General features: G+C 71.9%; 9 protein-coding genes. 1 reads left to right on the top strand and 8 read right to left on the bottom strand.

Annotated features, from left to right (window positions below; genetic code table 11):
* Positions 1–32: 32 nt before the first annotated feature.
* From metX to ABD127_RS13235, 7 genes are all read right to left on the bottom strand, one after another.
* On the bottom strand, positions 33–1,145 hold the full coding sequence (metX, locus tag ABD127_RS13265; RefSeq protein ID WP_344202360.1) for a homoserine O-acetyltransferase MetX: 1,113 nt from the start codon (positions 1,143–1,145) through the stop codon (positions 33–35).
* The gene (locus tag ABD127_RS13260; RefSeq protein ID WP_344202358.1) at positions 1,142–2,431 is read right to left on the bottom strand and encodes a bifunctional o-acetylhomoserine/o-acetylserine sulfhydrylase; all 1,290 of its coding nucleotides are present in this window, start codon (positions 2,429–2,431) and stop codon (positions 1,142–1,144) included. The genes metX and ABD127_RS13260 overlap by 4 nt, the downstream gene beginning before the upstream one ends.
* Before the next feature lie 160 nt (positions 2,432–2,591).
* Complete coding sequence (locus ABD127_RS13255; RefSeq protein ID WP_344202356.1) at positions 2,592–3,272, bottom strand: response regulator; 681 nt, start codon at positions 3,270–3,272, stop codon at positions 2,592–2,594.
* Between the two features lie 10 nt (positions 3,273–3,282).
* On the bottom strand, positions 3,283–4,419 hold the full coding sequence (locus ABD127_RS13250) for a sensor histidine kinase (RefSeq protein WP_344202355.1): 1,137 nt from the start codon (positions 4,417–4,419) through the stop codon (positions 3,283–3,285).
* 40 nt (positions 4,420–4,459) lie between these two features.
* Complete coding sequence (locus tag ABD127_RS13245) at positions 4,460–6,559, bottom strand: MMPL family transporter (RefSeq protein ID WP_344202353.1); 2,100 nt, start codon at positions 6,557–6,559, stop codon at positions 4,460–4,462.
* Between the two features lie 193 nt (positions 6,560–6,752).
* Positions 6,753–8,072 carry an ATP-dependent 6-phosphofructokinase gene (locus tag ABD127_RS13240; RefSeq protein WP_344202351.1) on the bottom strand — a complete coding sequence of 440 codons (1,320 nt, stop codon included), beginning with the start codon at positions 8,070–8,072 and terminating at the stop codon, positions 6,753–6,755.
* Between the two features lie 220 nt (positions 8,073–8,292).
* Entirely contained in the window at positions 8,293–9,822 is a 1,530-nt protein-coding gene (locus tag ABD127_RS13235) for a flavin-containing monooxygenase (RefSeq protein WP_344202350.1), read from the bottom strand.
* Positions 9,823–9,967: 145 nt separating this feature from the next.
* Here ABD127_RS13235 and ABD127_RS13230 point away from each other — a divergent pair, with 145 nt between their 5' ends.
* Positions 9,968–11,191 (top strand): alpha/beta hydrolase fold domain-containing protein, encoded by a 1,224-nt coding sequence (locus ABD127_RS13230; RefSeq protein WP_344202349.1) that lies wholly within the window; start codon positions 9,968–9,970, stop codon positions 11,189–11,191.
* Between the two features lie 188 nt (positions 11,192–11,379).
* Here the strand turns inward: ABD127_RS13230 and ABD127_RS13225 are convergent, their stop codons facing one another.
* Complete coding sequence (locus ABD127_RS13225; protein ID WP_344202347.1) at positions 11,380–13,158, bottom strand: DUF3352 domain-containing protein; 1,779 nt, start codon at positions 13,156–13,158, stop codon at positions 11,380–11,382.
* Between the last annotated feature and the right edge of the window lie 68 nt (positions 13,159–13,226).

The following is a 13,226-nucleotide window of genomic DNA, read 5'->3' as shown; positions in this document are numbered from 1 at the left end:
TGGGAATCCGCAGCGGGGCCTGGGGTGCCCGTTCAGCGGAGGAGCTTGGCGGCGAGCGCTCCGACCTGGGCGGTCTCGACGAGGAAGCCGTCGTGACCGTGGAGGGAGTTGACGACCGCGAGCTCCTTGCTCCGCGCGATCCCCTCCGCGAGCACCTGCTGCTGTCCCAGCGGGTACAGCCGGTCGGAGTCGATCCCGGCCACGACGGTGCGGGCCGAGATGCGGCCCAGGGCCGACTCCACGCCACCGCGGCCGCGGCCGACGTCGTGGCTGTCCATCGCACGGGTGAGCGCCAGGTAGGAGTTGGCGTCGAAGCGTCGCACGAGCTTGGCGCCGTGGTGCGCGAGGTAGGAGGTGACCGCGAACCGGCCGTCGTCCTGCACCTCGCGCCCGAAGCGCTGGGCGAGCTCCGGCTCGCTGCGGTACGCGACGTGGGCGATGCGGCGGGCCAGCTCGAGCCCGGCTGCCGGGCCCTGTGCCTGGTCGTAGTAGTCGCCGCCGTGGAAGTGCGGGTCCGACGTGATCGCGAGCTGCTGGTTCGACGATCCGGCGATCTGTTCGGCCGACGCCCAGGGCGAGGTCGCCAGCAGGAAGAGGCGCACGACCCGGTCGGGCACGGTGATGGCCCACTCCAGTGCGCGCATGCCGCCGGCCGACCCGCCGATCACGGCCTGCCAGCGGTCGATGCCGAGCGCGTCGGCCACGGCGATCTCGGCGGTGACCTGGTCGCGCACGGTGATGGCGGGGAACCGGCTGCCCCACGGCGTGCCGTCGGGGGAGGTGCTGGCCGGACCGGTCGTGCCCTGGCAGCCGCCGAGGATGTTGGTGGCCACGACGAACCAGCGGTCGGTGTCGATCGCGAGGCCGGGGCCGACGAGGCCGTCCCACCAGCCCGGCGACGGGTGGCCGGGGCCGACCGGACCGACGACGTGGGAGTCGCCGGTCAGGGCGTGCTCGACGAGCACGGCGTTGTCGCCCGTGAACGTCCCCCACGTCTCGTAGGCGACCCGCACCCCGGGCAGCTGGTCGCCCGACTCGAGGACGATTCGATCAATGTCGACAAATCGACGTGAACCGACAGGATCTCCCTCCCGCCACGCACCGGTGACGGGAGGGAGATCCAGGGGTGTCGGAGCAGGCGTCACTTGGCGGCGCGGAATCCGGCGTCGAGGTCGGCCAGGATGTCGTCGATGCCCTCCAGGCCGACGGCCAGGCGGATCAGGCCGGGGGTCACGCCGGTGGCGGCGTGCTCCTCGGGCGAGCCCTGCGAGTGGGTCGTGCTCGCCGGGTGGATCGCGAGGCTGCGCACGTCGCCGATGTTGGCGACGTGGCTGAACAGCTCGAGCGAGTCGATGAACGCCTTGCCGGCCTCCAGGCCGCCCGGGAGCTCGAACGTCAGCACGGCGCCGGAACCCTTGGGCGTGTACTTGTCGGCGAGCGCCTTGTACGGGCTGCTGGGCAGGCTCGCCCAGGTGACCTTCGAGACGTCCTCACGGGCCTCGAGCCACTCGGCGACCTTGCGGGTGTTCTCGATGTGGCGCTCCAGGCGCAGGCTCAGGGTCTCGAGACCCTGGGCCAGCAGGAACGCGTTGAACGGGGCGATGGCCGCGCCGACGTTGCGCAGGTACTGCACGCGCAGCTTGGCGATGTAGGCGGCCGGTCCGAGAGCCTCGGCGAACACGAGACCGTGGTAGCTCGGGTCGGCGGTCGTGAAGCCGGGGAACTTGTCGCCGTGCGCGCCGTAGTCGAACGTGCCGCCGTCGATCACGACGCCCGCGATCGCGGTGCCGTGGCCGCCGATGTACTTCGTGGCCGAGTGCACCACGGTGTCGACGCCGTGCTTGAGCGGGTTGAGCAGGTACGGCGTCGCGACCGTGTTGTCGACGATGAACGGCACGCCGACCTCCTTCGCGACGGCGGAGATCGCCTCGAGGTCGAGGATGTCGCCCTTGGGGTTGCCGACGGTCTCGCCGAAGAAGGCCTTGGTGTTGTCCTGGGCGGCGGCGCGCCAGGCGTCGGGGTTGTTGTTGTCCTCGACGAAGGTGACGGTGATGCCGAGCTTCGGGAACGTGTGGCGCAGCAGGCTGTCGGTGCCGCCGTAGAGGCTGGCCGACGCGACGATGTGGTCGCCGGCCTCGGCCACGTTGGTCAGCGCGCCGGTCGTGGCGGCCTGGCCCGAGGCGAACAGCAGCGCGCCGACGCCGCCCTCGAGGGCCGCGAGGCGCTCCTCGACGACGGTCTGGGTCGGGTTGATGATGCGCGTGTAGATGTTGCCCGGCTCGGCGAGGCTGAACAGCGCTGCCGCGTGGTCGGTGTCGCGGAACTGGAACGACGTCGTCTGGTAGATCGGCAGCGCACGCGCGCCGGTCGCGGGGTCCGGCACCTGGCCGGCGTGGATCTGCTTGGTCTCGAACGACCAGTTCTCGCTCATGGGTGCTCCTGAGGGCTCGGGTGTCGGAAGGTCTGCCTTCGACAGTGGCACGCCCTGACGCCCGCGCGAGAAGGTCCCACATCGTGGACCCGGTGCCCACGAGGTGATCATCGGTGGTTGTGGTCACGTGACCGAGGTTTCGAGGCTCGACCGCCGGGGCTCAGTCGCGACCCACCAGGCCGGCCTCGTAGGCCACGACGACGAGCTGCGCCCGGTCGCGCACGCCGAGCTTCTGGAACAGCCGGGCGACGTGGGTCTTCGTGGTCAGCGGCGAGACCACGAGCTGCGCCGCCATCTCGGAGTTCGACATCCCGCGTCCGACGAGCGTGAGGATCTCGCGCTCGCGAGGCGTGAGCGGCGCGATGCGGGGGTCGTCGCCCGGGGTGGCAGGGGCGGCGGACGGCGCCCCGACCGGTGCGGCGGCGAACGCCTCGATCACGGTGCGCGTCACGCTCGGCGCGAGCAGCGCCTCGCCCGCGGCCACGAGCCGAACGGCCTCGATGAGCGCCACGGGCTCGACGTCCTTGAGCAGGAAGCCGGACGCCCCGGCGCGCAGTGCGCCGAACACGTACTCGTCGAGCTCGAACGTCGTCAGCACCAGCACGCGGGTGCCGGCCAGCGCGGGGTCGGCACAGATCTGGGCGGTCGCCTGCAGCCCGTCGAGCACCGGCATGCGCACGTCCATCAGCACGACGTCGGGTCGCGTCGCGCGCGCGAGCTCGACGGCCTGCCGACCGTCGACCGCCTCGCCGACGACGTGGAGGTCGGGCTCGGAGTCCAGCAGGGCACGGAAGCCGGCGCGCACGAGGTGCTGGTCGTCGGCGAGCAGGACCGAGATCATCGCACCCACCTCACGGGGCACCCACCGGGATGCGGGCGGCGACGTGCCAGCCGCCGTCGTCGGCGGGCCCCGCCGTGACGGACCCGCCCAGCGCGGCAGCTCGCGCGTGCATGCCGGTGATGCCGTTGCCGTGCGGGCCGGCCACGGATCCCCGACCGTCGTCGTGCACGTCGACCTCGACGCTGTCGTCGACCGCACGCACCGTGACCGTCGTGCGCCGCGGACGCGCATGGCGCAGCACGTTGGTCAGCGCCTCCTGGACGATGCGGAACGCGGCCTCGTCGACCTCCGGCGGCAGCAGCTCGACGCCGGGCTCCACCTTCGTGTCGACGTGGATGCCGGCGGCCCGCAGGCCGGTCGCGAGCTCGTCGATGCGCGGGAGCCTGGCCGTGGGAGCGACGGGGGCGTCGAGGTCGTCGCCGCGCACCACCTCGAGGGCCGAGCGGAGGTCGCTGAGCGCCTCGCCACTCACGCGCTTGATGTCGAGCAGGCTCGCGCGGGCCTGCTCCGTGTCGCGGTCGAGCAGGTGCGCCGCGACCCCGGCCTGCACGTTGATGGCGACCATCGAGTGGGTCACGACGTCGTGGAGGTCGCGGGCGATGCGCAGACGCTCCTCACCGATGCGGCGCATCGTCTCCTCCTCCCGCTTCTGGTCGGCCATGGCGGCGCGCTCCTCCAGCGAGCACAGGTACGCGCGGTAGTTGCTGACGGCCAGCCCGGCGAGCAGGGGGACGACCACGATGACCAGGTTCTTGACCGTCTCGAAGTGGAACAGCCCGTGGTCGCTGTGGATCGAGATCGTCGCGACCACGGTCGCGCTCGCGGCGACCCAGGCCGCCAGGACCTGCACCCGCGACCCGCGCAGCGCCAGGGCGTAGGCCGTGACGACGCTCGGGAAGGGGATGGTCTGGTAGATGTCGACCGCGGCGAACAGCGGGAACAGCAGCAGCAGGCAGGCCGCGAACGCCAGTCCGGGGGCCCGCCGGCGGAGCATGACCGGTGCCGCGGCGGCGACGATCGCGACGGCCCCTACCGGCGACAACCCGCCGTCCACCTTGGTGGAGATGATGGCCTCGACGAACATCGCGGTGGCGAGCGCGGTCGTGAGGGCCAGGTCGACGGCGACCGCCCGGGCTCGGGTCGTCATGGTGCGACGGTAGTGCCGGGCCCGGGCGGTGTCATCGTCCTCAGGGAGTACGTGCCGGCTCGGGCAGCGCGACCGGGGCCGGGGCCGCGACCACCGGCGACTCGCCCTCGCTGAGCCCGATGCGGTCGTGCAGCCGGCGCAGGGCGGGCGGCGACCACCAGTTCCAGCGACCCATCAGCGCCATGAGGCTCGGCACCAGCAGCGAGCGCACGATGAACGCGTCCACCAGCACGCCGACCGCAGTGGCGACGCCGATCTGCTGGATGAACGAGATCGAGCTCGTGCTGAACGCTCCGATCGCCACGGCCAGCAGGATGGCTGCGGCCGTCACCACGCTGCCGGTGCGGCCCAGCCCGACGGCCACCGCCTCCCGCTCCGGCACCCCGGCGTCGCGTGCCTCCTTGATGCGGCCGAGCAGGAACACGCCGTAGTCGGTCGAGAGCGCGAAGACCAGGGCCGCGGCGACCAGGAAGTCGGTGGGCTCGATGCCCCCGTTCGACGTGTAGCCCAGCAGCTCGGTGAACCGTCCGTCCTGGTAGACGAAGATCAGGGCGCCCAGCGCCGTGCCGACCGTCAGCACGTTCATGACGACGGCCTTGAGCGGCAGGATCACCGACCCGGTCATGAGCCAGAGCACGAGCACGGTGAGCACCAGGAGCATCCCGAGGGCGAGAGGCAGACGGTCGCCGATCGCGGCCTGCTGGTCGACGAACTCCGCCGCCGCGCCACCGACCTCGACGGTGCCGTCCGCGGGCAGGTCCCGCAGCTCGGCCACGACGCTCTGGGCCGTGTCGCCCTGGGGTGGTCCGTCGGCCGTGACCGCGAGCTGCCAGGTCGTGTCGTCGAGCTGGACGGGCTCGGCCACGGCATCGACGCCCGTCAGGTCGGCGGCCTCCGCGGCGAAGTCCTCGACGCCTGCCGCCGTGGTGTCCGAGAGGGCGACGACGACCGGGTCGGAGGTGTCGCCGGCGGCGTCCAGGCGGTCCGCGACGGTGCGGGCGCTCTGCCCCTCGGGGATGACGGTGCTGTCGATCGGGGTCCACTCGACGCGCAGCGCCGGCAGCGCGAGCGCCAGCATGACGAGCGTCGTGACGATCGCGATCCCGCCGGGTCGGCGCATGACGGCGTGGGAGAAGCGGTACCAGCGGGTCTCGCCGGCCACGCCGTCGGCGCGCTTCTTCCGGGCGAGCTTCGCGCCCCACAGGGCGAGCAGTGCGGGGGTCACGAGCAGGGCCGCCGCCCCGGCGACGACGGCCACCGCGGCACCGGCGATGCCCATCGTCACGAGGAACCCGAGCGGGAACACGGTCAGCGTCGCGAGGGCGACGGCGACGGTCGCCGCAGAGAAGACGACGGTGCGGCCGGCCGTGCGCATCGTGGTGCGGATGGCGCCCGGCGTCGGTCCCTGGCGCTCCAGCTCTTCGCGGTAGCGAGTGACGAGGAACAGCGTGTAGTCGATCGCGAGCCCCAGGCCGAGACCGATCACGAGGTTGAGGGCGAAGACGCTGAGGCCGTAGACCTGGTTGATCCCCGCAAGCACCAGGAACGTGCCGAGCACGGTGGTGGCACCGACGATGACCGGGAGCCAGGCGGCGCGGCCGCGGAAGAACAGGATCGACAGCACGACCAGGATCGGCAGCGCCAGCAGCTCGGCGCGGGCCAGGTCCTCACCGATCGCCTCGCTGATCTGGAAGAACGCGACGTCGGGTCCGCCCACCTCGACGCCCGTCTCGTCGCCGAGCAGCTCGACCGCGTCGGCGGCGACGGTGTCGGTGTCGGCGCCGCCCTCGAGCGTCGCCAGGACGAGAGCGGTCGACTGGTCGGGACCGGCGCCCGATGGTGTGTCCACGCGGGCGACGCCGGGGAGCTCGGACAGCTGTGCGGCGACCTCCGCGGCGCTGGTCGACGCGTCGGCGTCGACCAGCACGACGACGCCCGGGCCGGGGGCGGTGCCGGTGGCGTCGGTCAGGCGGTCCATCGCGGCGGCCGACTCGGCGTTGTCAGGAACGAAGCCGCCGTCGCTGTCCAGGGCGCCCGCGACGGACCCCCCGAAGAAGCCGGCGACGGCCAGGAACAGGACGAGGGCCGCGAGCGTGCGGCGGGGGTGGGAGCTGATGCGCTCGGTCAGGGAGATCGACATGGCTCGAGCCTGTCGGCGCCGGCTCGCCACCGCGTCGCCCCGGGAGACGACGTCTCACCGCCGCCTGAGCCGGTGGGCGTACACCCGGCGGAGTACCGCCCGCCCCGTGAGGTGCGCCCTTCGAGGCTCGCCCCTCGCACCTCAGGACCCGGGACGAGCCTCGAATGGGGTTCCCCAGCGACCGGGCGGCGCCTCAGACCATGTCGAGGGGCTGCGACGTCGACTCGAGCACGCTCAGCCAGAGGTCTCCGTCGGGGGAGACCCCGTGGGTGCGGTGCGTGACGTACGCGATCGGCACGTGCACGAAGCGGTGGCGGCGCCGACCCACGACCAGGTCGGTGCGCCCGGCCATCCCGGCGTGCACCGCGGTCTGCGCGAGGCGGGCGCAGTAGACGGAGTCGGCGGGATCAGCCGGGACGGAGCGGATGAAGTAGCCCGGGTCGAAGTAGCGGAACAGCGCCTCCTCGCCCCGCGCGGCGAAGTCGTCGCCGATGCGCTCGCGCAGCAGCCGGCCGATGTCGGCGAGCCGCTTGTTGCCCGACGCGTCGTGGTCGTCGGCGTCCGGCAGGTGCTCCTGCCCGGCTCCCTCGGCCACGACGATCACGGCGTGTCCCTGGGCCGCGATCGTGCGGCGCACGTGGGCCAGCAAGCCGTTCTCGCCGTCGAGGCTGAACGGGACCTCCGGGATCAGCACGAAGTCGGCGTCGTGGTTGGCGATCGCCGAGTAGCAGGCGATGAAGCCGGCGTGCCGGCCCATGACCTTGACCAGGCCGACGCCGTTGATCGCGGCCTCGGCCTCGATCTTGGCGGCCTTGATCGACTGCGCGGCGCGCGAGTACGCGGTCTGGAACCCGAAGCTCTGGCCGATGTGCGGGATGTCGTTGTCGATCGTCTTCGGCACGCCGACGACCGCGATCCCGGCGTCGCGCCGGAGGGCCTCCTGGGCGATGCGGTGGGCGCCGCGCATCGAGCCGTCGCCACCGATCACGAACAGGATGTCGATGCGGCGCCGCTGCAGGGTGTCGACGATGACCTCGACGTCCTGGGCGCCGCGGGAGGTGCCGAGCACCGTGCCGCCGCGCTCGTGGATCGTCTGCACGAACTCCGGGGTCAGCTGGATCGGGGTCAGGCCGAGCTCCGGCACCAGACCGGCGTAGCCGTTGCGGAACCCGGTGACGTCGTTGACGCCGTAGTGCTCGTGCAGCTCCAGCACGAGGGCGCGGATGACGTCGTTGAGCCCGGGACACAGGCCGCCGCACGTCACGATGCCGACGCGGGTGGTGGCGGGGTCGAAGAAGATGTCGGCGCGCGGACCGCCGGTCTCGAACGAGGGCATCTCGTCGAGCGAGAGTCCCCGCGCACGGACCAGCTCGACGGTGTCGTCGAACAGGATGCGGTCGTCCTCGCCGACGTAGTACTGGTTCGTGGCGCGCCCGCCGACGTAGGACGCGAGCGGTGACGCGACCGTGCACTCACCGAGCCGGGTCACCTGCAGGTCCGCGAGCGTCACCATGCCCCGACCCTATCGACGCCCCGACGCCACGTACCCCTCGCGAGTGAATTCCCGCCCCTTGGCGAGCGGGTTTCCGCCCCTTCGCCAGAGAGTTTCCGCCCCTGGCAGGGGGCGCGCGATGGCCGAGCGGCCCGAAGGTCTCCTGTCCACAGCAGAATTCACTTGCCGCGGGGCGGGAACTCACTCCTGGTGGGGCGGGAATCCACTCGCGAGCGGTCGTTCAGGAGACGAGGGTGTAGTCGTCGAGGGGGAAGCGGCCCGCCTCGCGGAAGGCGTTGAGGGTCGACGTCGGACGCAGCAGGGTGGCCTCGCCGTGCTGGTTGAAGTAGTAGCTGCGCGACGTCGCGCAGCTGCCGTGCGCGAAGACCGACGACTCCACCTGGTGGCGCACGTGCGCGAGGAACCGGGCGTTGGCCTCCTCCGTCACCTCGAAGCGCGTCGCGCCGCGGCGGTCGACCTCGGTGAGCAGCCGGTTGATGTGCTTCATCTGCGACTCGATCGTCGTGAAGTACGACAGGCCCGAGTACGACCAGGGCGAGTTGAGGCTGAAGAAGTTCGGGAAGCCGGGGATGCTGATGCCCTCGTAGGCCTGGAAGCGCTCGGAGCGCCAGAACGCACCGAGGTCCTTGCCGTCGGTCCCCGTGATGGTGAACGCGGGGAAGTTCGCGTCCCACAGGTCGAAGCCCGTCGCGAGCACGAGCGTGTCGATGTCGCGGCGGCGACCGTCCGTCGTCACGATGCCGCGCTCGTCGACGTGGTCAATCGAGGTGGTCTCGAGGTCGACGTGGGCCTGGGTGAACGTCGGGAAGTACGTGTTCGAGAACGTGGGCCGCTTGCACCCGAAGGAGTAGTCAGGCGTCAGCTGGCGACGCAGGTCGGGATCCTTGACCTGGCGGTGCAGGTGGCGGGTGGCCGCCGTGGCGGCGGCGCGGTTGAACGCGCTGAGGCGCTCGTAGCGGAGCACGCCGGTGACCATGATCGCCTCGAGGATCGCGCTGCCGACGCCCCGCGCGATGCGCTGGGTCAGCGGCACGCGCGCGAACAGCCGCTGCACCGCGCGCGGCACGGGGCCGTCGAGCTTGGGGGTCACCCAGATCGCGGTGCGCTGGTAGACCGTGAGGTGGCGGGCGAGTCGGGCGACCTCGGGGACGAGCTGCACCGACGTGGCGCCCGTGCCGATGACCGCGACGTCCTCGCCGGTCAGGTCGTGGTCGGCGTCCCACGCGGCGGTGTGGATGACCTTCCCGGCGAACGTGTCGACACCGGGGATGTCCGGGAGCTTGGGCTGCGACAGGAAGCCGGTCGCGGTCAGCAGCAGCCGGGCGCGCACCGTGGCGCCGTCGGTCTGCGTGACGACCCAGGTCGAGGTGGCCTCGTCCCACGTCGCCTGCTCGACCGTGACGCCGAAGCGCATGTACGGCCGCAGCTGGAACAGCGCGGCGACGTGGTCGGCGTACTTTTTGAGCTCGGCGCCAGGGGCGTACAGGCGCGACCAGTACGGGTTCGGCGCGAACGAGTACGAGTAGGTCGCCGACGGGATGTCGACCGCGATGCCCGGGTACCGGTTGACGTGCCAGGTGCCGCCGAGGTCGTCCTCGCGCTCGAGGATCACGAGGTCCTCGCGCCCACGCTCGCGCAGCGCGATGGCGGCGCCCATCCCGCCGAATCCCGCGCCGACGATGACGGCGTCGTGGACGTGCTCGGGCGTGCGGCGCTTGCGCTTGCGGGTGGTCTGCGTCACGTCTGCCATGGCCCCACCGTCCCAGATACCGTCGGTATCCCGCAAGGTTCTGCGTGAGATTGATGCCGCTGACCTGCGCAAACGTCCGAGGTTGCCCATGTGAGATACGTCCCTGTATCCGTGGTTCGCCGGAGCCGGTGGCTACCGTGGGGACATGTTCGGTGAGTTCATCAGGCGTCAGGGCAGCGTGCTCGACCGCACCGACGCCCCCCGCGACGGCGTCGTGCGGGTCGTGCGACGCGGTCGCGGTCCGCTGCAGGTCGTGCACGAGCGGGCCATCGTCCACGAGACCCCGACCCTCAAGGCCCGCGTGCTCGCGCGCGGGCTCCGTCTCGTGGCCAAGCCCGTCCTGGTCCTGCTCCCGTTCACCGACCGCACGCTCTCGTTCGTGCAGCGGCTCGACGAGCTCTCCGCCAAGCGGCCCCGCTCCGAGCACGTCGACCGCGACGTGCGCCGCCTCGGAGGCGTCCACGTCGAGTCGATGACCCACCGCTACGGCCCGCCGAGCGAGATGACGGTGCTCTACTTCCACGGGGGCGGGTTCTTCTCGGGCAGCATCGAGACGCACCGCCGGGTCTGCGAGCGGCTCGCGCTCGAGACCGGGGGCACCGTGATCTCGGTCGACTACGTGCAGCTTCCCCACGGTGTCGTGGCCGACTCCGTCGACGACGCCATCCGGGCCTACGAGGCCCTGGCGGGGGAGTCGGACCACCCGGGCAAGCTCGTCGTCGCCGGCGACTCGGCGGGCGGCTACCTCGCGATGAAGGTCGCCGAGCTGGCGACCCGGCGCGAGCTGCCGCGGCCGGCCGCGATCATCGGGTTCTCGCCGCTGCTGAGCCTCGATCCCGACCGGGTCGACAAGGAGGGCATCGAGCGGGTCAGCCGGGTCAACGACGCCTACCTGCCGCTGCGCCGGATCGGGACGGTCCGCCGTCGATGGCTCCCCGAGGAGAGCGCGATCGAGGGCTTCGAGTCGCCGCTCGACGCGGCCGAGCTGATCGACTCGCCGACGTTCCTCGTCGCGGTCGAGGACGAGATCCTGCGCCCTGAGGTCGAGGCCATGGCGATCCAGCTCTCGGCGCGCGGCGTCGAGGTCGAGACCCACCTGTGGCGCGGCCAGGTGCACGCGTTCCCCGTGGTGGTCGACGTGCTCGAGGAGAGCCGCGAGGCCGTCCGTCTCGCGGCCCGCTTCGCCCGGCTCGCGGTGGGCGAGGAGGTCGCCGACGAGACCCCGATCGCCGACCAGGAGCACGTGTCGGCCGAGCCGATCACCGGCGAGGTCGTCGGTGAGGACGCGGCGTCGCCCGCAGTCGTGCCGGAGGCCCCGAGGCCCGAGCCCCGGCGCCGCTGGTGGCAGTTCTGGCGCCGCGCCGCCTGAGGTCTCGAGGCTCCTCGCAGAGCTCGTCGCACCTCAACCACCGCTGGTGACCCCCGGTGGTTGAGGTGTGAGTGCCGCCTGCGGCGCGAGCCTCGAAACCCTGGGTCAGGTTTCGGGTCGAGCCGGCCAAGGTTTCGAGGCTCCGGCGCCAGAGCGCCCTCGCACCGGGGCCGACGGAAGAACCTCCGTCAGTCCTGGGGGGTGAAGCTGAGCTTGGCGCTGTAGGCCACGACGTCGTCGTCCTCGAGCCAGGCCGTCAGGCCGAAGGCCTTGAGGAACGCCAGGTCGTCGACCTGGTCGGCCGGCATCCCGAGCGACTTGAGGCCGTCGAGCAGGGCGCTGATCTCGACGTAGGCGCCACCCAGGGGACGGTCGTGCTCGTTGATGACACTCTGGAACGCCTCGGTGCCGCTGAGTCCGTCGTCGCTCTCCAGCGTGTCGGCCGCGTCCGGGTTGGTCGCGACGATCGCGCCGTCGTCGGTCGGGGTGACCTCCAGGTCGATGCCGGCGAAGTCGATCAGCTTCTCCAGCACGTCGACGACGTCGCCCTGCGAGGAGATCTCGATGCCGGCCTGGGCGATCTCGATCGCCTCCTCGAGGTCGTCGGCGTCCTGCAGGTCCTCGATGCCGGTCGAGCCGAGGTACACGTTGAGCTCGTCGCCGAGGAGGGTCTCGAGATCCTCCGGCAGGGTCAGGTCGGTCGCGTCCTCGAAGTCCTCGAGAGCGTCCTCGAACGTGGGTCCGCTCCCACAGTCCTCCGAGCTGAAGTCCTGCTCCGGGTCCTCGTCCGTCGGGAAGCAGTTGTCGATGGCGTTGAAGCCGAAGAACAGGTCGCCGAGCGGGAGGATCGTCTCGTAGAGGTTGTCGGCCAGGCGACCGCCGCCCACGAGCGACAGGCCGATCATGGTGTCCTCCGGCAGGCCGGCCAGGCTCTCGGCGTCGGGCACGTCGATGTCGCGGGTCAGGGTCGACACGCCGGCCGCCTCGAGCGAGTCGTCGCTGGCGCGGATCGTGAACGCCGTCGTGTCGAGGACGCTGTACGAGTCGAGGAACTCCTCGAGGTCGGCCGGGGCGTCGTCGCCGAGCTCGTCGATGGCCTCCTCGGCCTTCAGGACCAGCGCGCCCTGGTCGTACCAGACCGAGGCGACGCCGTCCTCGCCGAGCGTGTCCATGTCGGCGGCGAACTTGTCGTTGCCGCCGGCGAGGGTGCCCTCGTCGGCCGCGGCGTCGATCTTGTCGGCGCTGTCCTGGTCGATCGTGACGAGCGCGTACCCGTCGCGGAAGACGATGCCCGGCTCCTCGACGTCCTCGCCGAGCTCGTTCGACAGCTCCTCGAGGATGCCGCAGTCGGCGGCGAGCTTGGTCAGGCCCTCGCGGGCCTTGCCCTCGTCGGTCACCTGCACGACCAGGACGGCGTTGCGGGCGATGCTGAGCGCGGTCTCGTCCTCGTCGGCGGTGACCTCGAAGCCGCCGACCAGCGCCAGGCCGGCGCGTTCGCCGATCCACGGCTTGACGTCGGTGTCGTAGTCGACGCCGCACGCCTCGTCGAGGCCGAACCACTGCGTGAACGCGACCTCGCGGAGGTCGGCCTGGGAGTCGACGTCCTCGAGCCCGAGCCCCTCCTTGACCTCCGGCACGCGGTCGATCAGGTCGAGCAGCGCGATCTTCTGGCTCGCCGACGGGTCGAGGTCCAGCCGCGCGTACGCGACGGTGCTGGACGGCAGCACGTCCGCCGGCTGCGGGCCGCCGCCGCTGAGCTTGTCGTAGGCGTACCAGCCGCCGAACGCGGCGCCGGCGATCAGCAGCAGGCCGAGTGCACCGAAGCCGATCTTGAGGCCGCGCGGGACGCCGCCGCGACCGGATCCGCCGGCGGGCGCCGCGGTGCCGGCGCCGGGGGGCGGCGGCACGGTGCCGATCGAGGATGACGGCTCGGGCGAGGTGCCGGGCGGCGGAGGCAAGGTGCTCATCGGAAAGGGGTCCCCACGGTGCGACGGGGGCCGGTGGGCTCCGGCCCGGCCGCAGCTGCCTGCCGCGA

It is taken from the genome of Aeromicrobium alkaliterrae (assembly GCF_039529015.1).
Lineage (GTDB): Bacteria > Actinomycetota > Actinomycetes > Propionibacteriales > Nocardioidaceae > Aeromicrobium > Aeromicrobium alkaliterrae.
This window is presented reverse-complemented; position numbering and strand designations above follow the sequence as displayed.